Source organism: Leeuwenhoekiella sp. A16, assembly GCF_047946675.1.
GTDB lineage: Bacteria > Bacteroidota > Bacteroidia > Flavobacteriales > Flavobacteriaceae > Leeuwenhoekiella.
Map to the genome: position 1 here is coordinate 1,195,135 of NZ_CP172313.1, position 23,560 is coordinate 1,218,694.

At 39.4% G+C, this 23,560-nt stretch carries 17 protein-coding genes and 1 tRNA gene; 4 read left to right on the forward strand and 14 right to left on the reverse strand.

All coding sequences use genetic code 11. From position 1 onward, the window contains the following. Nucleotides 1–115: 115 nt before the first annotated feature. The 7 genes from ACH3O9_RS05100 to ACH3O9_RS05130 all read right to left on the reverse strand — a co-directional run bounded on the left by ACH3O9_RS05100 (nucleotide 116) and on the right by ACH3O9_RS05130 (nucleotide 8,600). Nucleotides 116–907: a UPF0489 family protein gene (locus ACH3O9_RS05100; protein WP_034886778.1), complete on the reverse strand. Its 792-nt coding sequence runs from the start codon at nucleotides 905–907 to the stop codon at nucleotides 116–118. Further along, complete coding sequence (locus tag ACH3O9_RS05105) at nucleotides 900–3,179, reverse strand: hypothetical protein (protein WP_128764525.1); 2,280 nt, start codon at nucleotides 3,177–3,179, stop codon at nucleotides 900–902. Before ACH3O9_RS05105 ends, ACH3O9_RS05100 begins: the two co-directional genes overlap by 8 nt. A 10-nt stretch (nucleotides 3,180–3,189) precedes the next feature. After that, on the reverse strand, nucleotides 3,190–4,293 hold the full coding sequence (locus ACH3O9_RS05110; RefSeq protein ID WP_034886773.1) for a nucleotidyl transferase AbiEii/AbiGii toxin family protein: 1,104 nt from the start codon (nucleotides 4,291–4,293) through the stop codon (nucleotides 3,190–3,192). Further along, nucleotides 4,286–5,053 (reverse strand): DUF6577 family protein, encoded by a 768-nt coding sequence (locus tag ACH3O9_RS05115; RefSeq protein WP_416444936.1) that lies wholly within the window; start codon nucleotides 5,051–5,053, stop codon nucleotides 4,286–4,288. The genes ACH3O9_RS05110 and ACH3O9_RS05115 overlap by 8 nt, the downstream gene beginning before the upstream one ends. 196 nt (nucleotides 5,054–5,249) lie before the next feature. Continuing rightward, nucleotides 5,250–6,086 carry a DUF932 domain-containing protein gene (locus ACH3O9_RS05120; RefSeq protein WP_031427439.1) on the reverse strand — a complete coding sequence of 279 codons (837 nt, stop codon included), beginning with the start codon at nucleotides 6,084–6,086 and terminating at the stop codon, nucleotides 5,250–5,252. 379 nt (nucleotides 6,087–6,465) lie between these two features. Then, nucleotides 6,466–8,136 carry a ParB/RepB/Spo0J family partition protein gene (locus ACH3O9_RS05125; RefSeq protein ID WP_241652407.1) on the reverse strand — a complete coding sequence of 557 codons (1,671 nt, stop codon included), beginning with the start codon at nucleotides 8,134–8,136 and terminating at the stop codon, nucleotides 6,466–6,468. Nucleotides 8,137–8,518: 382 nt separating this feature from the next. Then, a tRNA-Leu gene (locus tag ACH3O9_RS05130) sits at nucleotides 8,519–8,600 on the reverse strand. Nucleotides 8,601–8,806: 206 nt separating this feature from the next. Between ACH3O9_RS05130 and ACH3O9_RS05135 the strand changes: the two genes are divergently transcribed. After that, a complete protein-coding gene (locus ACH3O9_RS05135) occupies nucleotides 8,807–10,201 on the forward strand; it encodes a dipeptidase (protein ID WP_416444939.1) in 1,395 nt (464 codons plus the stop codon). Nucleotides 10,202–10,345: 144 nt separating this feature from the next. On the opposite strand, the gene ACH3O9_RS05140 is transcribed toward ACH3O9_RS05135, so the two are convergent. Further along, nucleotides 10,346–10,918 (reverse strand): PhnA domain-containing protein, encoded by a 573-nt coding sequence (locus ACH3O9_RS05140; protein WP_416444941.1) that lies wholly within the window; start codon nucleotides 10,916–10,918, stop codon nucleotides 10,346–10,348. A 153-nt stretch (nucleotides 10,919–11,071) separates the two neighbouring features. Here ACH3O9_RS05140 and ACH3O9_RS05145 point away from each other — a divergent pair, with 153 nt between their 5' ends. The 3 genes from ACH3O9_RS05145 to ACH3O9_RS05155 all read left to right on the forward strand — a co-directional run bounded on the left by ACH3O9_RS05145 (nucleotide 11,072) and on the right by ACH3O9_RS05155 (nucleotide 14,581). Next, on the forward strand, nucleotides 11,072–11,443 hold the full coding sequence (locus ACH3O9_RS05145) for a BlaI/MecI/CopY family transcriptional regulator (protein ID WP_416444943.1): 372 nt from the start codon (nucleotides 11,072–11,074) through the stop codon (nucleotides 11,441–11,443). Continuing rightward, nucleotides 11,440–13,362: a M56 family metallopeptidase gene (locus tag ACH3O9_RS05150; RefSeq protein ID WP_416444945.1), complete on the forward strand. Its 1,923-nt coding sequence runs from the start codon at nucleotides 11,440–11,442 to the stop codon at nucleotides 13,360–13,362. Before ACH3O9_RS05145 ends, ACH3O9_RS05150 begins: the two co-directional genes overlap by 4 nt. A 118-nt stretch (nucleotides 13,363–13,480) precedes the next feature. Beyond that, entirely contained in the window at nucleotides 13,481–14,581 is a 1,101-nt protein-coding gene (locus ACH3O9_RS05155) for a DUF4407 domain-containing protein (RefSeq protein WP_416444947.1), read from the forward strand. 39 nt (nucleotides 14,582–14,620) lie between these two features. Here ACH3O9_RS05155 and ACH3O9_RS05160 read toward each other — a convergent pair whose 3' ends face one another. From ACH3O9_RS05160 to ACH3O9_RS05185, 6 genes are all read right to left on the reverse strand, one after another. Continuing rightward, nucleotides 14,621–15,868, reverse strand: a complete 1,248-nt coding sequence (locus tag ACH3O9_RS05160) for an NAD(P)/FAD-dependent oxidoreductase (protein WP_416444949.1) — start codon at nucleotides 15,866–15,868, stop codon at nucleotides 14,621–14,623. A 130-nt stretch (nucleotides 15,869–15,998) separates the two neighbouring features. Then, nucleotides 15,999–18,257: a prolyl oligopeptidase family serine peptidase gene (locus tag ACH3O9_RS05165; RefSeq protein ID WP_416444951.1), complete on the reverse strand. Its 2,259-nt coding sequence runs from the start codon at nucleotides 18,255–18,257 to the stop codon at nucleotides 15,999–16,001. Nucleotides 18,258–18,268: 11 nt separating this feature from the next. Then, nucleotides 18,269–19,276: a 4-hydroxyproline epimerase gene (locus ACH3O9_RS05170; RefSeq protein WP_416444953.1), complete on the reverse strand. Its 1,008-nt coding sequence runs from the start codon at nucleotides 19,274–19,276 to the stop codon at nucleotides 18,269–18,271. Continuing rightward, the gene (locus tag ACH3O9_RS05175) at nucleotides 19,277–20,992 is read right to left on the reverse strand and encodes a DUF885 domain-containing protein (protein ID WP_416444955.1); all 1,716 of its coding nucleotides are present in this window, start codon (nucleotides 20,990–20,992) and stop codon (nucleotides 19,277–19,279) included. Between the two features lies 1 nt (nucleotide 20,993). After that, complete coding sequence (locus tag ACH3O9_RS05180; RefSeq protein ID WP_416444957.1) at nucleotides 20,994–22,583, reverse strand: aldehyde dehydrogenase (NADP(+)); 1,590 nt, start codon at nucleotides 22,581–22,583, stop codon at nucleotides 20,994–20,996. A 40-nt stretch (nucleotides 22,584–22,623) separates the two neighbouring features. After that, nucleotides 22,624–23,559, reverse strand: coding sequence for a dihydrodipicolinate synthase family protein (locus ACH3O9_RS05185; RefSeq protein WP_416444959.1), 936 nt, complete (start codon nucleotides 23,557–23,559; stop codon nucleotides 22,624–22,626). Nucleotide 23,560: the final 1 nt, after the last annotated feature.

A 23,560-nucleotide genomic window follows, 5' to 3' on the forward strand; every position in this document is an offset into this window, starting at 1 on the left:
CTTTATAGTTGTGTCCAAGACTTGTTTTAATGAAGCGCTTTGCCTGAAATATAGCTTTTCGCGGAATGTAGGGGAATGGGCTGAATGGCCGTATTATTATCGATTCAATTCATCATCAATATTTAGGTTTCCATTTCCAATTACATTTAGGTGCAAACAATTCTGGACTGAAATAGATTTTGCTAATTAAATCAAGAAACTTATTACTTCTTAAAAGTCCACCGCAATGTTCTGGTTCTGTTGCGATAGTAAATCCTTTTAAACGTTCAAAAATCCAATGAATTAATGGATTGTCCTTATCTAACATTGTACGTATTTCTTGTTCCTGTAGATAGGTAAATTCAAAAGAACCATCACTTAAGCCATTCTTTATCGAAAAGAAGTCCAAGTCTATATCAAAAAATACAGATGTTTCTGATGAATTCAATAAATCATCCTGTAATGTGTCAAAAGTTTTGAATTTTTTGATAGTATGTTTGTTGCCGTACTTATCTATCAATTCTTCATCTTTCCAAGCATCTGGAAAGGAAGCTTGCCTGCAATGCACATAGATATCCCCAATCAAATTGAGATAGGCAGCACATAGAATATGACCGTCATTATTTCCAGCCAGTTTTGCCCAAGAGAATAAAGACACTTCTGCATCACTCGTTAAATCTAATTTATCTAACCATTCTTTTTCTGTTTCACAAGGGTAGCATAAATCCTGATGCCAGTCTAGCGAAACCAAACAAGGTGGATTAGCACTTTCATTCTTACGCATCCATTTGTTCCAATAGAAAAATGCGTATCGATGTTCTTGAAATACTGCAAGTTCTATTGCTTCAGTTTCATTTGTTGGATGCGATAATATTTGTCGTGAAACACCTGGTGGTTCTATGTGATATGGGTTTCTGAATTCAATCATTTTCAATGGTCTTGAAAGGAACAATATCGCTTAAATCATTTTTGATGCCTTGTTCACGTAGTGGCGAAGTGATATTCAACTGAACGACATCTCTATTTTGTCTCCAAATAATCTCTGCGATGAATGCAATTGTTAATTGTACAGATTCCGCTGGATTTTGATTTTCATTTGTGTTCCAGCGTTGTCTCAACTCACTATTCTCATCAAGATTCAAGTCGATTACAGAGGCATATACGTTTCTGTCTGGTATAATTGGTTCAAGACGCAGTTCTTTAATCTCATCAGCTTTGAGGTCTGGATGATTAATTCTCGGAAGGTCAGTCTTTGGCAGAACGAATAGTACATTTGAAAAAACTGGCGAAGTCAACCTAATCATATCCTCAAAGAAATCAGGTATTTCGACTAAACCATTGTCGAAAAAACCAAACCCTACAATTAGATGTTTCTCTTTATCGTACTTTAATCTTTTAAACGCATCTTCAAAGTTTTCTCTGTCTATTAAGTATCTACGTGTTCTCGCTCCGAGGAAAGAGTTTGGAATATATCGATTGATTTGGTCATAAATGATTTGTTGTGCAAATATCGAATCATAATTTAGATGTGGTATGTCTCCTTCTGTAAAACCTTCTTTTCGGAAAAGTATGGAACCTCCATTTAGACCGAATCGCATCACAGGTTCATCATTTGCAAAATCATCTTTATTTATTATGAGGCTGTACTGATTAAATGCATCATCTATCATCGTTGCACTGCTGGCCAAAAATTGACTGATTTTATTATCAGATAATGGTGCATTTGTTCTATTCTGTTGAATTTGCTCTTCAATTCTAATTCGTAATTCAGGCTCAAAACCTTCTATATCCTCCAAAATAGCATCTGACAAATTATAGCCCAGTAAATCCAATAAGTCTTTATTCTCTAATATTTTGTTTAAACAAAACTTGAAATAGTCCAAAGCATCTTTCCATTTAAGTAATTCAAGTACTTTATTTGGCAATCTTGGTTGTTCGGTAAATTGATGAAACGTATAATAGGGTTGCAAGAAAAATTGTCTTATAAAAAGCAAACATACATATTGACAAATCCAAAAGGTTATTTGTCGTGAGAGGCCTAAATTATCAATGTCTGGAAATGGGTATTTAAAATCTGTAGGCGTAACTCTGTTTACATACCCTTCTTTAAAATAGGCAAACCAGTAGAATATGTCATACATAGAGTTAGGCAATAGGTAATAATCTGGCGGCTGACTTTGTGTGAAATTTAGAATTCGTTTTAGTCCATTATTGTTTTGACGATACAATAACAAGCCACCCAATGCATAGTGAAACTCTAAAAATCTTATCTGTTCACTTTCTCTTATTTCAATTTCCTCCTTGTTCTCATAATCTCTAATATCGATGTTGTATTTGCCAGTTTTCCTCCCTAATTGAAATCTATAATATTGGTGTGCAGTGCTCCAATGCTCCTTTATAAACTTTGCATTGTCGGAAATCTGATAGATATTGCCCCACATACTATCATACGTTTTTTCTGATATTGGAATCTCCTGAAAATCCTGTCCCAACAACCACCAATTTGATACTGCGGGAGATGTCAATCTATCCAATTCAGAAACTTCTTTCCGAAGCAATTTTTTAATTAGCTTACGGGTTACATCATAAAAATAAAATGGATATTCTAAAGCTTCGCTTGAATTATGATTATGACGAATTTTAATAAACTCTTCAGTATAAAACTTACTCAATTCCTCTTGTAAATGGATATCCTCCTTTTCTACAGCGAAATAGGCTATCTCGTTAAGTGAATTGATAAGGTTTTCTTTATATCTACTTTCTTTTGAAATTGATTGATATTTCGCAATCAGATATTTCAATAGGCGAGCTGGTTTTCCGTTGTATAAAGCTATTTTGTCAAGCCAGATTATAAAGGATATTACAAGAAAAAAGGTAAGAGTTAATGTCAATAATTTTGCAGAATTTTGCATCCATATTGAGTTTTTCCAAAATAATGGTTCGGCACCTGCAATCAAAAAGGCAAATGATGCGATAGTGAAGAACAACAGCCATTCGAAAGTGGTAACTTTCCTGCTCCGAAATGGCAAAATGCGACCATATGCCCTTTGTGGAAATTCTTGTTCAAAAACTTCGGAAAGATAATTTGAGTCATACCTATTTCCAATATTCGATATTTTATCAATTATTATAGGATAAGCGATACCAATAATGGCAATATCAATCCCAATGCATATTTCTATTATATATTTTAGATTCATTTCTTCATATTTATAGTAATTCCACCGCCTTAAACCAATAATAAAAAATGCTTTTATCTGGCTGTCTTTTCAGTTTATTTAAAAATGCCCAATCTGCTTTTTCAATGTTAAGTTTACTTATGTCTTGTCCTTTGTAATATTCAATTTCTGTTATCTCATCTTGCAACAATATAGCATTCAAATAAGCTAACCTGGCCGAAGCTGCAAGGGCTTCCTCTATTCTGAAATTTCCCGTCATCAAAAACGCACTTCCAAAACTGCGTATGCCACGGTTTAATTCGTCAAACTTCTTTTTTGTTTCCTTGGTTGGGTTACGTTCCCTTTTGGCGATGATGGCACAGGTGTCTATGGCATCCCAAAGCACATCTGTTTCTTTGAGGTTTCTGCCGCTGAAATCTTTATCCGAACTGCGATATGATAGTTCCGCTTTCGCAAAAGCTGAAAAGCTTTTTTTAACCATTGCCATAGCCGTAATGTTTTCAAATAGCTTTCCTAAATCGAACAATTGCTTACAGATTTCCATTGCAAATAACTGGTCGCCCTTATAATATGGAATACCGATGGTCTCTGGCGCAAAAGCAGTAAGCTTGTCGCCACAGATGGAATTTACCGAAGGTGTGGTAATTGATATTATAGGCTCATTAACCGATAGCCAAGGAATTTCAATGGAAGATTCTATGAGCTCTGGATAATGTGGGCTGTCAAAAAGAATATCCAACAGAATGGTTACTGGAACGTTCGGGTTGTAATCTGAATCAAATTCAAAAGTATAATGTGCCTTTGGAACGCCTTCTTTATAACTTCGACGTTCATTCAAAGTGTGGCTTTTAAAATGTGAGTTGGCAACAACCGCATCAAGGATTTTTTCCAATGGGTCACGCTCTACACTCGAAATAATATCGATATCTATTGAAAACCGATTGCCTTCTTCAAGTAAAAGCACCAGTGAAGTGCCCCCTTTAAAGACAAAATCAAGTCCTTCTATTTTTAGATGTTCCAACAATGAAAATGCGTGAACCATTTTTTCCAAAATGGTCACATTAATGCCTTTATGTTCTTTTTTTGACCGAAAAATACCCAGCCACTCTTTTGTGAAGCTTTTGTTTTCAATCATTGATTATGTCCTCTAAAATATTCGGTATGTGGTTATTCATAAATTGCTTGATTTCCTGTTCTTTCTTTCGTCTTTTCGCATAGCTAAAGAGCTTTGTGAAATTAATACTGTATCGCTCAAGTATCTTTTCATAAATATTTATGAGTTCAGAGCCTTGGTAAAAATGGTACAGGTTTTCATCGGCAAACAAGTCCACCATTATTTTTTCAAGTGTGGCGACTGGAACTAAATTTTTTTTGTCTTTCAATTTACTTATCGGTGCTCTGGTGACGAGACGTTTTATGACCACGGGGACAGCACTCTCGGAAATGTAGAATTCAATTTCCTTGTCATCGGGATTCAAGAAAAAATCCATTTTCAACGAATCGTTGAGATAATAGTATAGTGATTCTGTAAATTCTTTTTCCACTTCTACTACAATCATTTGATTGGATACTTGATGCAGAGTAAATTCATTTAGCCATTGGTTTTCCCATATAGCATATTGGATTTCCTCAAACCGTTCATTGGTCTTACTTGCTATTTTTAGAACACTATCAGACAGTACTGGTCTATACTTGGGTTTATGGGATATAACATACAATCCACGACCAATAGTTTGGATGATGTCTTTTTTCTTCAGGTCGTAAATGCGCCAACTAAATGTACTTTCCTTCAAATCCGGTTCAAGGTCCAAATAAAACTGAAATAGCTGGTCCCTATCAAAGGAACTTTGCTCTTTAAACGCTTCTATAAGCTTGTTTTCTATAATTTTTGGCATAATACAATATCAAAACTTTGCCAAAAATACAAAAAAGTGGCGAATATTTGAAAACTAATTATCGCCACTATGTCAATAAAGTGGTAAATATTTGAAATGGTTATTTCTAATAGAAATTATTGGGATTTGCCAAAAGAACATCATATTGAAATGAAAAAAAATCCAGTTTAAGGTACTGGATGAACCTTTATTGATGTTATGCCATCGCATAAACTTCATCGAACAGTTTCTTGTCCAATCGTTCCTGTTGACCGAAACTTTTCTTTAAGACATTATGAAGTACTGAATTGAACGCATTGTAACCTAACCACAGATTTGGTTCTTCATTGAGCAACAAGGCTTCATAGTTCAAGATTTCTATGACCTCACGAGATTTTTTCGACGGGTCGCTGTTCTTGTCGCTACACTCGTATCGGAACAGTTTCGTTCTGTCAAGAATCGCCTTCACAAATTCCTGTGTATCGATGATTTTAAATTCTTTCATCTTGTCGAATTTCTTGGTAATGGTATAGAATTCATTGTCCAGAAATTTATCGAATAGATTGTTCAGCCTCGGCATAATCAAGTGCGTATTGTTCTTATTGTGCTTTATGGAAAACTCGATTTCAGCCTGTGACACGTGCAGACCATTTGAGCATACTTCTCTATAAAAACCGAAGTGTCCAGAGGTCTTTTCACTTCCGTCATACGAATTCTTGAACCGAAGCATCGGCAATATCAAGTCCTTATGGTTCTTGACTGTAAACTGGCTTTTGTCGTCGATAATAAAGTCAGTAATGAACGACCTATCATTTTTGTTGATGGTGCGTTTGTGGAAGTTCAGTTGTGCATCAGTCAGCATTTCTTCAGCTTTCTTGAAGAACAGTTGATTTGGAATGTGACCGTAGCTGTTCGATACGACGTTAACGATTTTGCCATTTGAGATAATGGCATTTTCAAGCCCTCTTCGGGATTCCATCTGTGTCAGACTTTTTAAGGATTTCATTTCTGATGACACGAAAATTTCATCCTGTTGCAAATTTTGTAAATACATAGCTTTTGAATTTAGATTAAACAATATTTGAGCAGTACCCAAACGGAAGCTAAAATCACAGCTCAAAAGGAAACGGAATAAATAAGCGTAGGATGTTGCGTTGGCTTTATGCCGTAGTCTTTTGATGGGTGTATTTTACGAGTTTACCTTTGCTCTGATATTGATTGATACCCCCTTCCTTATGAACCCATCTTTCAAAACATTATCATAAAAAAGAAAAAGGGGCCAGCACGAATGCCGACCCTTCTTCAAACAACAAAAGCTAATCGTTGAGTTCCTCAATTTGCTTTTCAAGAACTGTGATGCGCTCTTTCAAACGTGCTTCACGCTTGTCCCTCTTTTCGGTATATTCTTTTTCAATGTCGGCAATCTTGGATTTTTAATATCCTTGCATTGCTTTGTAGAATGAAATGTTGGTCAGATTATTGACGTGATTGCTTTCGCTAAAATGCACTTGCTTTGTGAGCATATAGCGTATTAACTTGTGAAAGATTTCCTTTTTGAACTTCTTCTTGAAATTCTCAACCATTTCAACTTTTGTCATCTTTGAAGTGTCGCACAAGAACTTTGAGAAATACTTTTGCTGGCTCATATAGTCCACATTATTTTCAAAGAGCGATATCGAGAATGCGACCATTTCGTCTGTTGAAAGTGTCTTCTTCGTATCAATGTATTTTGTTTCTCGAATCATCTGGACAACTTCTTCAAACTGCTTGTTGTTCTCTATTTGCTTCTTGCGGATTTCCCTTTCGTTGATTTTAATGATTTGCTCTTCAGGCGTGCAGTCCGCCATTTTTCTATTCGCCAATGGTGCCGAGTATTCCATAGAATCGTTCTTAGATTTTTCGACAATCTTTACAAAGATTTCCTTGTGCTGGAATGAATCGGGATGGAATACGATGCCGTTTTTAAATCCATTTTCTTTTGCTGAATTGAATTTTTCCAATTCTTCTGTATAATTCTGTAACGCCTCGCTCAACTCTGCTTTGATTTCATCTTCGGAATAATCATAGTGTTGATATTCTTTCTGAATCGCCTCTAGGGTAGGTTCAATAGGATTTTCTATGATTTCAACATCGTCCAGTAGATAGACTTTCAATCCGTTCTTTTCCAATTGTGATATTATGAGCTGATTACTTTCGTCATCTGCCCAATATTGTCGTATTTCAGGGATTAAAAGGATATTCTCTTTCTTGGACTTTTCAATCAGGTTCAAGAACGATTTGCTTTTCTTCGTTTCAAAACAAGCTGCTTTCGTACAGACCATTTTACCATCGCCGAACAGATTGCCTTGATTGGCTGCATTGAACGGACATTCTACACAAGACCCAGCTTTCGAAACCAATTTTTTATCAGCTACATCAAAAGACGCTTTTTCCAAATCATAGGTCTGGTCTTTAATCATCCTGTTTATCTGATGTGCGTTAAAATCTTCGCCCATTGTTTCCAACATCATTTGTTGTTCTTCCGGTTCAAAGAGCGCTACACCGACACCCAATGATATGGTCATTTCGCCATTGCGTACAAATTGCTTGAAACCGTCAATCAATCCAGCTAATTTTAGACGCTGTCTGATGAAGTTATCTGTCCTACCCAATCGCTTTGCAATTTCGGTAGGCTCATATTTCTCACTTAGGTAAGCAATCGCCTCAGCTTCTTCGGTCGGTTCGACATCCTGTCTTTGCAGGTTTTCGATAATCTGAACTTCAAGCACATCATTGTTCTCATAAGCACTAACGATACAGGGCATCGTTTTCTTTCCTGCCAATTTACTGGCACGATATCGACGTTCGCCCATCACGATGATGAAATGGCCATTTTGTTGTCTTACCGTGATTGGCTGTAACACACCGTGCTTTTCGATACTCTCAGAAAGCTGCTTTAATGCATTCTCGTTAAAAGTCTTTCTTGGCTGTTCCGGGTCAGGCTTGATTTTGCCCAATTGTAAGTTCTGAATTTGAAGAATGGATGATTTCTTTCCGTTTACTTCTTTCTTGACAGTAGATTTCGCTCTACTGCGCTGCTTTGTGGTACTCGCTTTTGTTGTCATAATACTCAAATTTTTGATTAAACAATATTTGAGCAGAAACCAAACGGAAGATAAAATCTTGGCTCAAAAGGAAACGGAATAAATAAGCGTTGGAAAGAGCATTGGCTTTATGCCGTAGTCTTTTGATGGAAGTATTTTACGAGTTTAAATTGCGGTTATATTGTATGATAATAAACTCCCCCTTACGAAGTAATAAGGTTGCTATTTAGCAGAATTTATTATTTTACCAGAAAATTAATAGGGTTTAATAACAAATAGAAATATTTGACATCAATACAAATGTTGCCCTGAAATTAGCAAAATGTTGTACCTATGTTGTACCTGACATTTTTTTCGACATTTTTTTAAATGGAAAAAGCCGAAGATTTCTCTTCGGCTTTTGTACGGGCGGGGAGACTCGAACTCCCACACCTCGCGGCATCAGATCCTAAGTCTGACGTGTCTACCAATTCCACCACGCCCGCATTTTAATATTTTAACACTTTATATTTCGCTATGTCCTAAGTCTAGCGTGTCTACCAATTCCACCACGCCCGCATTCTAACTTTTGCTGTACTTAGGACTCATTTGCAAAAGCGAGTGCAAATATAGAAAATTCTTTTAATTGCTAAATCATTTTAATTAAAAAAAGATGCACAAAAATCATAATTTTGATTCAAAATCAGATTCTATGAAAAATGCCCTTAATTATATCACTCAAAATAAAGACCGTTTTATCAATGAACTCATTGATTTACTGAAAATTCCATCAATAAGCGCAGACCCTGCTTATAAAAAAGAGGTATTCAATACTGCAGATGCCATAGCATTAAAACTGCGTGAAGCAGGCTGCGATTCTGTAGAAATATGTGAAACCCCGGGTTATCCTATTGTTTATGGCGAAAAGATCATAGATCAAAATCTACCAACCGTCCTGGTTTATGGCCATTATGATGTTCAGCCGCCAGACCCTTTAAATTTATGGGACAGTGCTCCTTTTGAACCTGTTATAAAAGATACAGAAATTCATCCCGAAGGTGCCATTTTTGCCCGCGGCGCATGTGATGATAAGGGCCAGATGTTTATGCACGTTAAAGCGCTTGAATACATGACTAAAAATGATGATCTGCCCTGCAATGTCAAGTTTATGATAGAAGGTGAAGAAGAAGTAGGCAGTGAGAACTTAGGCTGGTTTCTGGAGCGCAATCATGAGAAACTTGCTAACGATGTGATTCTCATTTCAGATACGGGCATGATCGCAAAAGATGTACCCAGCATTACTACAGGTCTACGCGGACTAAGTTATGTAGAGGTTGAGGTTACCGGGCCTAATCGCGATTTGCATAGCGGACTTTACGGTGGTGCAGTGGCAAACCCTATCAATGTACTCACAAAAATGATCGCTTCGCTACACGATGAGAATAATCATATCACCATTCCCGGTTTCTATGATAAAGTAGAAGAACTTTCTAATGAAGAGCGTGCAAAAATGGCTGAAGCTCCATTTTCGTTAGAAAACTACAAAAAAGCACTAAATATCGGTGAAATATATGGTGAAAACGGCTACAGCACTAATGAGCGCAACTCGATAAGGCCCACGCTTGATGTAAATGGTATCTGGGGAGGTTACACAGGAGAAGGCGCTAAAACCGTGATTCCAAGTAAAGCTTACGCGAAAATAAGCATGCGTCTGGTTCCTGATCAGGATTGGAAAGAAATTACTCAGTTATTCAAAACGCATTTTGAAAGCATTGCTCCTGCCGGCGTAACCGTAAAAGTAAAACCACATCACGGGGGGCAGGCTTATGTCACTCCAATTGATGACATTGGTTATAAAGCAGCAGAGCAAGCCTATGAAAAAACTTTTGGTAAAACTCCAATACCTCAGCGTAGCGGTGGCAGTATTCCTATTGTTTCTTTATTTGAAAAAGAGCTGAAAAGCAAAACTATACTTATGGGTTTTGGTCTTGACAGTGATGCTATTCACTCACCAAATGAGCATTTTGGTATTTGGAATTATTTAAAGGGAATTGAGACCATTCCACATTTTTATCATGCTTATACAAAGTTGAAGCTGGAAGAATAATTTCTTATTATAAAACTTAATAAAAAAGACACTTAGAATACGTATGTCATATTGAGCCTGTCGAATATCAAATATATATTGGTCTTCGACAAGCTCAGCCTGACATCTAGATTTCATAAAGAATAGATCTCAACTATATGGTAACTATATTTTCTTGACGTAATCTGTGATTAAAACAATCTGCTGGCCGTCTACTTTGCCTTCTATGTATTTTTCGTTTTCGTGGTCCAGCGAAATTCGGCGTACCGCAGTTCCTTGTTTAGCAACCATACTGCTTCCCTTTACCTTAAGGTCTTTAATCAGCACGACAGAATCTCCTGCTTCTAAAACAACACCGTTACTATCGCGATGAACCAATCCGGAAGTATTTTCAGTTGGTAATCCGGCTTTTGCCCAGATTTTAGTCTCCTCTTCAATGTACATCATATCGAGTAGATCTTGCGGCCAGCCTTCGGCTTTAAGTCGCGTAAGCATTCTATACGCCATAACCTGAACCGCCGGCACTGTACTCCACATACTATCGTTAAGACATCGCCAGTGATTAGGCTCTGCCTGTTCGGGATTCTCGATCTGCTCCTTACACGTGCCACAAATAAATATTGAACTGTCTGCATCTGCGGGCGAATCTGGCACATGAAACACATTCAGGTCTTGTGTACCAGCACACAGTTCACATTTATTATCGCTTCTATCTCGTAAATCTTGTTCTGAACTCATCAAATTATTTTCTAGGCAACAAAGCTAACTTTATTTAACGGGTAACCAAATGCAGGTTGCGAAAGAGAAACAATACGGAAAAAAATTATTCTATGTTTGTAGAATTAAAATATTATTCTACATTTGTAGAGTAAATTCTAATCTCGTAGAGCAATGCAACTTTCAAACGCCGAAGAACAACTTATGCAAATCCTCTGGAAACAGGATAAAGCCTTTATGAAAGATCTTATAGAAGCTTATCCCGAACCCAGACCTGCAACCACTACTATTGCCACATTACTTAAACGTATGCAGGATAAGAATTTTGTAGATTATGTGCAATATGGTCGTTCACGCGAGTATTTCCCACTAGTGCGAAAAAAAGACTATTTCGCAAAGCAGGTCAACGGTATGATCAAAAACTTCTTCAACGATTCTGCAGCGCAGTTTGCTTCCTTCTTTACAAAAGAAACAGATCTCTCTCAGCAAGAGCTTGAAGACCTTAAAAAACTGATTGATGAACGCCTTAAAAAAGAGAAATCATGACAGCTTACATCATCAAATCCGTTCTTTGCATGCTCGTTCTTTGGGGCTTTTACAAGCTTGCTCTTGAGCAACAGGCAGCGCATACATTTAAACGATTTTTCCTTTTAGCGAGTCTTTTTCTTTCATTAACGCTGCCGCTTATTACGTTTACATATGCCGTTGAAGCTATTCCACAAGAGCAATTGCACGAAGTACCCGCCACTTTTCAAATCATAAATCCACCCAACACGGCAATTATAAAAGAAGAAAAAACCGATTGGCTTCCCGTAATTTTTGGCAGTGTATACTTCGTGGGAGTTGCAGTTTTTGGTTTTCGCTTTGGGCGCAATTTATTCCGCTTACGCGAAAAGATAACCAGTAACGAAAAGGTAAAAAAGCCCAAACATATCGATGTTCTGCTGACTCAAAACGTCGTTCCACATTCTTTTTTAAAATACATTTTCCTGCCAAAAACTGAGTATAAACAACACCAGATCGCACCTGAAGTTCTGGCTCATGAGCAGGCGCATGTCACGCAAAAGCACAGTTGGGATATTCTGTTTGTAGAATTGTTGCAAGTTGTGCTTTGGTTTAACCCGTTGCTTATTTTAATTAAAAAAAGCGTCGCACTTAATCACGAATTCCTGGCAGACCAGGCCGCTTTAAGCGAAAAGAAAGACATCATTAATTATACAAATCTTTTATTTAACTATTCGGGAGGTTCTCATCACACCGCACTATCAAGCCCGATCAATTATTCATTAACTAAAAAACGAATCGTTATGTTATCACATTCATTTTCGGCTAAAAAATTAGCCGTCAGACTACTTTTTCTGCTTCCGGTGCTTACTTTTTGCATCTACTTTTTTAATCAAAAAATCGTCGCAAAACCTGAAAAATCGGCTCCACAGCTTAAAAATCAGCAGGTATTTCAGGAAAAAATAGTGAATCCTCTCTCAGCAAAAACTATCAAACAAAAAGACGTTGCAGGAGATTCCATCATGCTTGCGAAGCGCATTCCCAATAAAAAACAACTCATTGAATGGGAAAATTCCGGTCAGTACGGAGTTTGGGTTGACGGAAAACGCATAGTAAATAATGAGTTAAAATCTTTAACCCCTGATGCTTTTGCATACTACAGTTTAAGTAAGCTTGAGAAAAACGCAGTTAATTATGGTAAACATTTTTACCAGATTGATCTCATGACTCATGATTATTTTGAGGAGCACAAATTTCTGGCAGCAATTAAAATTAACAAAAACTCTACCCAGCCACCCACCGGCAATCAAAATCATAGAGTTGCACAAGTAAGAGCTGTTCAGGATCTGCAAAAGTTAAGCGTAGTTGTAACCGATGACAAAATTGAAGTAAACGGAAAAACCACAACAATTAAAAATTTCGCGAAAGCTGTAGATCAGGCAACCGCAAACTGGACTAATGAGGATTATGATCTTCACGCCATGAATATTCAATTTAGTACCAGCGATGACAGCATACGGAAAAAACTAAATAAGGAATATCTAAAGACCGAGATCTATCGTCATACTCAAGTTGGCTTGGCTCCTCCTCCACCAGCTCCGCCGGTTCCTCCCACAATTAACAATTTCCCGGAACCTCAGGTTCCACCAGCACCTCCCACAATTGGGCATGAACCTCACCTGGAGCCTCAGGTTGTACGGCATGTAGAAGTTGTTCCGCCTGCTCCACCAACTCCACCGGTTCTTCAGCCATTACCTGAGCCGCCTGCTCCTCCAGCTCCGCCCAGTCCGGAAGAAATGATCAATCAAATGAAAGAAGAAGGTGCAAATTTCTATTATAACGGAAAAAAGATAACAGCTAAAAAAGCCAAGGAACTTTTTGACGAAAAAGAAAACCTCAATTTCAGAGCTAATAAATCAGGTAAAGGTGATAAACCCACAGTTTTTATCACAAATAATTAATATATTTATATGAAAATCAGTTTAAAAGGCCTTAAAATCGCCTAAGGCAGACAATAGTAAACTCATTTTTGGCGTTTTAGCATCTTTAGTTCATCATCAATCAAATTCATAAACTAATATGCTAAAGCGCTTTTTTATTCTTTGTTCCGGGGCAGATACCGTTCTGCTAGACGATTGTTCGCAGGGCGAGCAGACTAAATACGCCGGGATAGGCGCCACCGTATTCTTTACCGCTGTCATGGCTTTTATCGCTTCCGGTTACGCGCTTTATACGGTTTTCGATAATATTTTTACTGCTATTTTCTTCGGTTTTATTTGGGGAATCCTAATTTTTAATCTTGACCGTTTTATCGTTTCTACCATAAAAAAGCGAGACAGTTTTATGGATGAATTCCTCCAGGCGATTCCCAGACTTATTCTGGCCTTGATAATCGCTGTGGTAATTTCAAAACCGCTCGAACTGAAAATTTTCAATAAAGAAATTGACCGAGTATTACTTGAGCAGAAAAATGACCTTACGCTGGCCAATCAAAACCAAATCGCAGATCAATATACACCTGCTATAGCTGCGCTCGATGGCGAAATACAAACGCTAAAAGATGAAACCGCCGCTAAAGAAGCCGAAGTCAACAATCTCTATGATACGTATATCGCTGAAGCGGAAGGCCGTAAAGGGACAGAAATTTTAGGAAAAGGTCCTGTTTACAAGGAAAAACGAGAGAAACACGATGCGGCTTTGGCGGAACTTGTAGCGCTAAAAAAAACCAATGCCGATAAAATTGCTGCTATAGAAACACAGCAAACTCAGCTAAAAACTGATTATGACAATCAGGTAAAAACTACGCAACCTATTATTGATGGTTTTGACGGATTGATGGCCCGAGTGAATGCTCTTAACGAACTTCCTTGGTTACCTTCTTTCTTTATCTTTTTACTTTTTCTGGCGATAGAAACCGCTCCTATTTTCGCGAAGCTTATTTCGCCTAAAGGAGAATATGACATCAAATTAGCAGACATAGAAGCCGAAATAAGATCTTGGGCGACACAAAAAGCTAATCAGCGCAGAGTACTGGTTGAAAGCGATAATATCATCAATGACAAAGTATACGGTGACCTTTCTCAGGAAGAAGAAATCTACGAATACAAAAAGAAAATGGCCCGCCAACTCATGCAGGATCAACAAGATGCTTTCTACAAACGGCAGCGAAAATTGCTATAAAAACCGCTTATTTCGCTTCAAAAATCAGGTTTTTTGTGACTAAAATCGGCGGTCTGGGTTATAAAAATTCAGATCTAACGACGGTTTTTTCTCATTGATAATTTCTGAAACCAACAAGCCTGTCGCCGGTCCCAGACACCAGCCCATCATGGCGTGACCTGTGGCAAAAGTGAGATTGTCGCATTTTGCAGATTTACCTATATATGGCATCCCGTCTGGAGTTACCGGGCGTAAACCACATTGGGCGGCTTCTTTCTCTTTAGCCGTGATTTCTACTTCGGTAAAATAGGTTTTTGCTGCTCTGGCAATGGCATCTACCCGCACCGGATTGATCAAATTATTCACTCCTGCAATTTCCATTGTCCCGGCAAAACGCGTAAACCCGTTCATAGGCGTAGTGGCAACTTTGGCCTCGGCAAGAATAGCAGGATACGTAATTCCCGTAGGCTGCTCGGTATTTACGCGATACCCTTTCCCGGCTTGCAAAAGCATTTTTATCCCTAGTTTTCTAGTTAATGTAGGCGTCCAGGAACCGGCTGCCATCACAATTTCATCAGCCACTAGCTCTTGTTGATCTGTAATAATTCTTGAGATTTTATTTCCGCTTAAAGCGAAATCAACCACTTTTTCGTTTTTATAAATGGTCACGCCTTTCCCAATGAGCAAGGCTTTCATTTCTTCCATAAACTCATGCGGAGTCGTATGATGATCACTCTCATAATAGGTTGCTCCCACAATATTCATTGTTGCCTCCGGCATCATCTGTTCAACTTCGTCCGCAGCAAGTGTTCTGGCTACAAGTCCGGCCTCTACAGCTATTTCGGCAACTGCGCTTTCTTCTTCCAGCATTTTATGTGTATTGCAGAGCATAAAAAGTCCTTTTTTCTCCAGCTGAAAGTTGAAGTTTTCAGTCTTTTTAATTTCGGCATATAAATCTCTACCCAAAATATTAATATCACGTATGGCAGGAATCGCTCGTTGCACGTGTTTGGGAGAGCAGGATCTGTTAAAAGCCCAAGCCCATTTTAGAAAATCGGCTTCTAAGCGGGGTTTTAAATACAACGGACTCGCCTGACTGAACATCCACTTAATTCCTTTGCGCATGACACCCGGGGCAGCAAGCGGAATAATGTGGCTGGGCGCCAAATAACCAGCGTTCACATATGACGCACCAGAATCCATATTAGACTGGTCTATTATGGTTACTATATGACCTGATTTTTGCAGGTAATAGGCACATGAAAGTCCTAAAATTCCACCACCTATGATGATTATTTCTTTACTCATTTATTACTGTTAACAAACATTCTAGTCGTCCTGAATTTATTTCAGGGTCTCATCAGCGTGTCATTTGATGCTTTTTGGTGTCATGCTGAAACGAATTCATCATGACGTGAATCTAGTTTCAAACTAACTATTATTCTAACTCAAAATCCCACCTTGTTTCTTTCCCCATCAGGTTTTTGATAAAGTAGTTCCACCTTTTTTTGGTAAAATAATCTGAATATTTCCCGGTGTAACCGTGCCGCTGACTTGGGATGATCAACATATCAAATTGCTTTCCGGCTTTTATAAGCGCCTCAGCAAACTTAAAAGTAGCCGAAGGATTCACATTATCGTCAATACCACCATGCACCAGAAGCAGTTTTCCTTTCAGGTTCCCGGCCATGGTAATATTTGAAACTTCGTTATAGGTGCTATCAACCGGCCAACCCATGTACATCTCTGGCCACCAGGCTTTTTCCATCCTAAAATCATGATCGCCACTACTTGCAACTGCCACTTTATAAAAATCAGGAAAAGCGAGCATGGCATGCCCTGCATCAAAACCACCGGCAGAATGACCAAAAATCCCCACCCGCGTAGTATCAACCCACGCATGTTGTTGACCCAGGTATTTAATCGCCAGCACATGATCGCGCAGGTTATCGCCCATGTTTTTGTACGATACATTCTTAAAAGCCTTAGACCTTCCCGCAGTTCCCAGTCCGTCAACGGCCACTATCAGAAAACCTAATTCGGCCAGATCCTGATAAGATATCGCGCGATCAAAAGATTTAGGAAACACCTGTGTGTGCGGCCCGGTGTAGGTGGCATCCAGAACCGGATAAGATTTCGCAGGATCAAAATTGGTCGGCTTCCATAATGCGCCGTAGATTGTTGTTTTATTGTCTTTCGCTTTAAGCGAAAAAACCTCAGGCACCTTCCAGCCTTTTTCTGCAAGAGTACTCACATCAGCTTTTGTGAGGACAGCTATTTGTTTTCCCGTAGAAGCTTTATTGAGCGTGGTCACTGTGGGAATTTGAACCGTGGAGGCATTATCTGTAAAATATTCCCCATTTGGTGAAAAATCGACCTCATGGTGCACTTTTTCGGGTGTTAGGAGCGTTTTTTCACCTCTCAGATTGACACTGAACAATTGCTGATGATATAGATTCATATCTGCAGAAACCCCGGAAGCCGTGTAATATATGATTCCCTTTTCCTGATCTATGTGTTTCACCTCGTTTACCACGAAATTGCCGTTTGTTAGCGGACTTACAGTTTTAGTTTCTACATCAAGTAAGTACAGCTGATTCCACCCGCTACGTTCTGAAGAAAAAAGGAGTTTACCGGTATTCTCAAGCGGCCAGTAATTGAAATTATCTATGTTGGTTGCGCTGATTTCTGTTAGTAAAGAGGTGGTTTTACCCGTCTTTAGGTCGATTTTTAACAGATGTTCTTTTTGAAAACCGCGTTCTGCATAACTCGCATAGGCTACATCTTTTGCATCTGTCGCCTGCCGCACATTTGCAGCATTGATATGCGTATTAAAAGGAAGGTCTGTTTGTATTTCTTTCTTTTTAGCCATATCAAAGATCACCGGTTTTACATGTACCATATTTGTATCTCCTGGCGAACCGCGATAATATGACAGCAACTTGGGCCTGTACAAACTATCTATGCTGTAATCGAGCAAATACATCTTCCCGGCATTGCGTACATCGCATAGCTGCGTAAAAAGATATTTCCCGTCTTCAGACCAGCGCACCCCAAAATGCACGGGGCGTTCTGCATTCTCACCTTCCATGATGTCAAACCAACCATAGTAACTGCCATAATCGTAACCCGGTTTCCCATCTGTGCTCAACTGGATCGTATCTCCTGTTTCTTTAGAACGTATGTAAATGTTGTGATTTTTAGGAAAAGCTTCCCAATTGCCATCTGGCGAAACAGAAAGCATTTCATTATTATCTTCTTCAGTTTTCTTTTCAACTTCAGTGAGTTTACCATTTTTATCATTCCACTTAAATTGCTGATTTTTAATCGAAAAAAACAGATTTTCGTCCTCCTTTTCCAGGTTTTCAATATCCAAAGAGTCAGCAGAAACCGGTTTTTTGTAGAAGTTAGACAAGGCATCAGCCAGTGCTTCCTGATCAAATAGAGGTTCTACTTTTCCTTGCTTAAATATGACCTTTTTGTATTTCTTTCCGCTTGAAGCGTAATCAACAAACCACAACCCAGAATTGTCTTTAAACCAATACGTGCTTGTTCTTAGGTTAAAAACCTCCTTGTTCCTGAGGCTCGTTGTTCTAAACGCTGCCGCGCGTTTATAGGTTTGCATAGACAGCGTATCCTGTTGGGCCACGCTTATAAATGGAAGCAGGAAAAGCAGTAAGAATTTAAAATTTTTCATTTTTTAATTTTCTAAATAACCTGAAAACCGTGCGCATACGGGTCTTCTTCGTCAATTAAAATCGTGTTGTACCCATAAATACGTGCCCAACCTTTGATACTGGGCAAAATTGCCGGTTTCCCGGCAAGGATAGTTTCTGCTTCTATTCGGCCTGTAAAGGTTGAACCTATAAAACTTTCATGAATATAATCTTCACCTTTTTGTAATAATCCCCTGGCGTGTAACTGGGCCAGCCTGGCAGAAGTACCAGTGCCGCAAGGGGAACGGTCAATGGCCTTCTCACCATAAAAGACCGCGTTACGGCCAGAGGAGTTAGGATTGAGGGGTGTGCCTGTCCATAACACATGACTTACATCACGTATGGTTGTATTTTCAGGATGAATAAAATGATCCTTATATTTTTCGTTTATAGCAGCTCTTATCGCCTGACTAAACCTGATCAATTCAGCTGCCTGATAATTTTCTAAGCCTTTAAAATTTTCTTGCGGATCTATGATCGCGTAGTAATTCCCACCGTAGGCAACATCAAAAGTGAGCGTTCCTAAACCGGGAAAATCAATTGTTAGGTCTTTCGCAGCCAGATAACTTTTTACATTGGTAAGTTTTACCCAATCTACTTTTTTTTCGGTTTGTTGGTATTCTATTTCAATAAGACCAGCAGGGGCTTCCATTCTTATTTTTCCGGGTGTTTTAGGTTTTATCAAGCCTTCTTCAAGAGCGATGGTAATTGTACCGATTGTACCATGACCACACATGGGCAGGCAACCGCTGGTCTCGATAAACAAAACAGCAACATCATTCTGTGGGTCACTAGGCTCATATAAAATACTGCCGCTCATCATATCATGACCACGAGGCTCAAACATCAATGCTGTGCGTATCCAGTCATATTCTTTAATAAAATGCTGCCGCTTCTCACTCATAGAATTACCGGTAAGTGCGGGACCACCGGACTTCACCAGCCTCACGGGATTGCCACACGTATGGGCGTCAATACATATAAAAGTATACACAGCCATTTATTTCTTAGCTTGTATATAGGCTTTTACCATTTCTTGAAGAATGGGCAGAGTCACTGTTCCCTGACCAAGTATTATTTCATGAAATTCTCTAATGTCAAAATTTTCGCCCAATTCTTGTTCTGCCAATTGTCGCAGTTCCCTGATTTTTAGTTCGCCAATTTTATACGAAATCGCCTGGCCCGGCCAACCGATATAACGATCGGTTTCTGTATTGATCTCGTGAATGGAAAGCGCTGTATTTTTTGACATATAATCAACAACCTCATCACGCGACCAGCCAAACGCATGAATTCCCGTATCAACCACTAAGCGGCATGCGCGCCACATTTCATACGTGAGCTGACCAAATTTCTCGTAAGGCGTGGTGTAAATTCCCATTTCATCTGCCAGATACTCGCTGTACAATCCCCAGCCCTCGCCGTAGGCGGAGAGGTAAAAATTACGTCTAAAGTTGGGCAAACTATCACCCAATTCCTGGTTTAACGAGATCTGTAAATGATGTCCCGGCACTGCTTCATGAGCAGTAAGTGCGGGCAACGTATACAGCGTACGGCTATCTAGTTTGTAGGTATTTACCAGATACCAGCCCGGTTCTGAGCTACTACCGCTGCCGGAATAGCGCCCACCGGTATATTTTGGTGCAATAGCATCTGGAACTTTTTTAACTCCGTATGGCTTTCGAGGAAGTGTACTAAAAAAATGAGGTAGCTGAGCATCTATACGCTTTGCTATGTCGCGGGCATCACGAAGTAATTCTCTTCCGGAAGTTTCAAAAAATTGCGGGTCGGTGCGTAGAAACTGGAAAAACTCGGCAAAAGTGCCTAAAAATCCCACTTCATCGATGATTTTCTCCATTTCTTTATGGATGCGATCTACTTCTTTTAAGCCAATATCGTGAATGTCCTGAGCGGTATATTCTTTTGAAGTGGTATAATAATTTATTCGGTTTTGATAGAAATCTGCTCCCCCGGGTTGGTTGGAAACCCCAATTGCTTCACGAGTTTCAGGGATATATTCTGTTTCAAAAAATGACTTGATCGTCTTAAAACTGGGAATTACACTGTCTGTAATTACCTCTCTTGCCGCAGCAAGCAGGGAATCTTTTCGCTCTGGCGAAATAGTTTGAGGCAGGTTCTTAAAAGGGGAATAAAAATAACTTGATTCAGGACCTGAGACAATGTGCGTATCGTAGGTAGACTCGTAGCCTTTAAAAATGATCTTTGGTTGAGAAGTACCTTCTTTTAACCCCTTTCGCATCAATTCGATCTGACTATTAGCGAAGTACGGAATCGCCTTAAGCATATTCAAATAGCCCTTGGCACTTTCATAATTTGTGATAGGCCTAACCCGATAATTAAGATTTAAATGAAAACCCTGATCTGCCTGCACAGGATTGAGGTACATTTTATACTCGTAATAATCTACATTTTCCTGAAGCTTGTATCGCAAAAGTTGGAGGGAAACCTGTTTCGTTCGGCTTAAATCTTCTGGCGAAATAGCATTAAGTTCTTTGATCAAGCCTTCTGAAAATTCAGCTTCCTCTTTATAAACCGCTTCATCATATTTACCTAACGGAAAATCTTTGTAATCATACGGTCTGTACTCACTTTCCTTTTTGATAATGGTATCTAGTAAAGCAGAAGCCTGCTGAGCCTGAACGATAACAGCATTCAGAAAGAAAAAACAGATAAGGAAAGTGAATTTTTGTTTCATATTAGGACTTGATACTGTCTCGTGAAAAAGACCCGTTTACCGCTCTTAAAATCTGCAACGGGTTAGCATTTTGAAGTTCTGGCGGGAGCAGATCATCAGGCCAATCCTGAAAAGAAAGTGGCCTCACCCACCGCTCTATTGCATGAGTACCTACAGAAGTAAACCTACTGTCTGAAGATGCTGGGAAAGGACCACCGTGTTGCATAGCTGCGCACACCTCAACGCCCGTCGGCACATTGTTAAAGATAATTCGGCCCACCCGGGATGAAAGAGCATGCATTAGGTCTGCGTATTGGTGGGCCTCATTGTCTTCGGCCAGGATTGTTCCCGTTAATTGGCCTTCAAGATTCATTATAATTTCTACAAGCTGAGTTTTTGATTCACATTCAACAAGCAAAGACATAGGGCCAAAAACTTCCTGGTGCAGGTTTTTATTATTTACAAAATCTGTCCCGCTAACTTTTAAAAGCGCTTGCTTACCATAATTTTCACCTTCTGCTTCAAACCCCAGCGCGAGCGTTTCAACCCCATTTTCTTCTAAAAATTTACGCTGACCTTTATTGTAGTTTTCAGCAATTGCAGGATGCAGCATACATCCCGATTTTTGATCTAATAAATATTGAGAAAGCAGTTTTGAAAAAGAAGTTAGCTCATCACCCGCAATACCAAATATGAGTCCGGGATTGGTGCAAAATTGACCAGCTCCTAAATTTATGCTCCCTGCGTAGGTTTTTGCCCATTTATCGGCGTTTTTTTCAGCCGCTCCGGGCAGAATAATAACCGGGTTGACACTGCCCATTTCTGCGAAAACAGGAATAGGTTCTTCCCGTTCTGCAGCGATTTGACATAAAGCGATACCGCCTTTTTTGCTTCCGGTGAAACCAACAGCCTTTATAGCAGGATGGCGCACCAGTTGGGCACCTACCTTTATATCTTTACTGTTGAGATGTGAAAAAACACCATCTGGCATATTTGTTTTTTCTGCAGCTGTAAGTATTGCTTTTGCAACCAGTTCACTGGTACCGGCGTGCATGGGATGACTTTTTACAACCACAGGACAGCCTGCCGCCAGAGCACTCGCAGTATCACCACCCGCCGTAGAAAATGCAAATGGAAAATTGCTTGCCCCAAAAACCGCCACCGGCCCCAGCGGCTTGTATATTTTTCGCAGATCGGGTTTTGGCAAAGGTTCTCGCTCAGGTTGTGCTGTTTCTATAGTTGCCTTGACCCATGAACCTTCATCAAGCAGGTCTGCAAAAGCTTTTAATTGATTTATGGTGCGGCCACGCTCTCCTATCGCTCTACCTTCCAGCAAGCCTGATTCAGTAGTATACGTTTCTATAAGTTCGTTACCTAAAGCTTCAATTTCTGTTGCTATTGCGCGTAAAAAAACTGCTCGTTCTTTACCTGATTTTTGTTGAAACGCAGGAAATGCATCTTCGGCTTTTTTCGCAGCAGCATCAATCTCTTTAGAAGTAGCTTTATAGAACGTCCACGCGTTCTCAACATCCAGTTTGGGATTATAGGTTTTATAGGTCACCTCTCCTTCTGCAGATTGTTTACTGCCAATAAAATTCTTTCCTCCTATCATTTTTGATCACATGCTTTTTTTCGCTTTAAGCGAAATTCTTTTAAGACAAAACAGCCTTTTGAGACAAATTTTTATAATCAGGCAATTGTGGGCGCGTGGCGATACCCTTTTTTATGATAGAGAGCACCTCTTCCCGTCGTTCACCAGCCAACGGAAGCCGAGGTGCTCTCACATATTCTGACCCAATGCCGGTATAAACCTCGGCAAGCTTAATGTTCTGCACCAGTTTAGGGTCAATATCAAGCTCAAGAAGTGGTAAAAACCACCTGTAAATCTCAAGCGCTTCTTTAATATACCCGGCTTTTTGCAGTTCATAAATAGCTACTGTCTCTTTAGGAAAAGCATCTACAAGGCCGGCAACCCAGCCGTTTGCGCCCATCAATAAACTTTCTAATGCCAGCGTATCCACACCGGTGAAAATTTTTAGCCTTTCGCCAAAGCGATTAATAATGCGTGTGATATTAGAAATATCTCGCGTTGATTCTTTTACAGCCTGTATATTGTCATGTTCCAGCAACTCTGCGAACATATCAAGTGTTACCTCAATTTTGTAATCCACAGGATTGTTGTACACCATAATGGGCAAATCTGTATTGCCGGCAACCGCTTTAAAATAAGCGATAACTTCTTCATCACCGGCTTTGTAGCGCATGGGCGGTAGCATCATGAGCCCCAGAGCACCGTCTGCTTCTGCCTGTTTTGCTGCCGCAATCGCGCCTTTTGTGGTCTGTTCTGCAATGTTCATAAGTACAGGCACTCTACCATCAACAATCTCAACTGTCTTTTTGATGAGAACGCTTTTTTCTTCATTTGTGAGTGTACTTGCCTCGCCTAAAGTTCCGCCCAAAATAATACCGTGAACCCCAGCCTCAAGCTGCGCATTGATATTAACTTCAAAAAGATCTAAGTCAAGTTTATCATCTGCGGTAAACTTGGTGGTCAACGCCGGCATTACTCCTTCCCAATTCAATTGCATA

What these genes read in the sequence shown, in the direction of transcription:
- ACH3O9_RS05100 (WP_034886778.1), bottom strand. Translation starts at nt 907, where the DNA reads ATGATTGAATTCAGAAACCCATATCACATAGAACCACCAGGTGTTTCA.
- ACH3O9_RS05105 (WP_128764525.1), bottom strand. Translation starts at nt 3,179, where the DNA reads ATGAATCTAAAATATATAATAGAAATATGCATTGGGATTGATATTGCC.
- ACH3O9_RS05110 (WP_034886773.1), bottom strand. Translation starts at nt 4,293, where the DNA reads ATGATTGAAAACAAAAGCTTCACAAAAGAGTGGCTGGGTATTTTTCGG.
- ACH3O9_RS05115 (WP_416444936.1), bottom strand. Translation starts at nt 5,053, where the DNA reads ATGCCAAAAATTATAGAAAACAAGCTTATAGAAGCGTTTAAAGAGCAA.
- ACH3O9_RS05120 (WP_031427439.1), bottom strand. Translation starts at nt 6,086, where the DNA reads ATGTATTTACAAAATTTGCAACAGGATGAAATTTTCGTGTCATCAGAA.
- ACH3O9_RS05125 (WP_241652407.1), bottom strand. Translation starts at nt 8,136, where the DNA reads ATGACAACAAAAGCGAGTACCACAAAGCAGCGCAGTAGAGCGAAATCT.
- ACH3O9_RS05135 (WP_416444939.1), top strand. Translation starts at nt 8,807, where the DNA reads ATGAAAAATGCCCTTAATTATATCACTCAAAATAAAGACCGTTTTATC.
- ACH3O9_RS05140 (WP_416444941.1), bottom strand. Translation starts at nt 10,918, where the DNA reads ATGAGTTCAGAACAAGATTTACGAGATAGAAGCGATAATAAATGTGAA.
- ACH3O9_RS05145 (WP_416444943.1), top strand. Translation starts at nt 11,072, where the DNA reads ATGCAACTTTCAAACGCCGAAGAACAACTTATGCAAATCCTCTGGAAA.
- ACH3O9_RS05150 (WP_416444945.1), top strand. Translation starts at nt 11,440, where the DNA reads ATGACAGCTTACATCATCAAATCCGTTCTTTGCATGCTCGTTCTTTGG.
- ACH3O9_RS05155 (WP_416444947.1), top strand. Translation starts at nt 13,481, where the DNA reads ATGCTAAAGCGCTTTTTTATTCTTTGTTCCGGGGCAGATACCGTTCTG.
- ACH3O9_RS05160 (WP_416444949.1), bottom strand. Translation starts at nt 15,868, where the DNA reads ATGAGTAAAGAAATAATCATCATAGGTGGTGGAATTTTAGGACTTTCA.
- ACH3O9_RS05165 (WP_416444951.1), bottom strand. Translation starts at nt 18,257, where the DNA reads ATGAAAAATTTTAAATTCTTACTGCTTTTCCTGCTTCCATTTATAAGC.
- ACH3O9_RS05170 (WP_416444953.1), bottom strand. Translation starts at nt 19,276, where the DNA reads ATGGCTGTGTATACTTTTATATGTATTGACGCCCATACGTGTGGCAAT.
- ACH3O9_RS05175 (WP_416444955.1), bottom strand. Translation starts at nt 20,992, where the DNA reads ATGAAACAAAAATTCACTTTCCTTATCTGTTTTTTCTTTCTGAATGCT.
- ACH3O9_RS05180 (WP_416444957.1), bottom strand. Translation starts at nt 22,583, where the DNA reads ATGATAGGAGGAAAGAATTTTATTGGCAGTAAACAATCTGCAGAAGGA.
- ACH3O9_RS05185 (WP_416444959.1), bottom strand. Translation starts at nt 23,559, where the DNA reads ATGCAATTGAATTGGGAAGGAGTAATGCCGGCGTTGACCACCAAGTTT.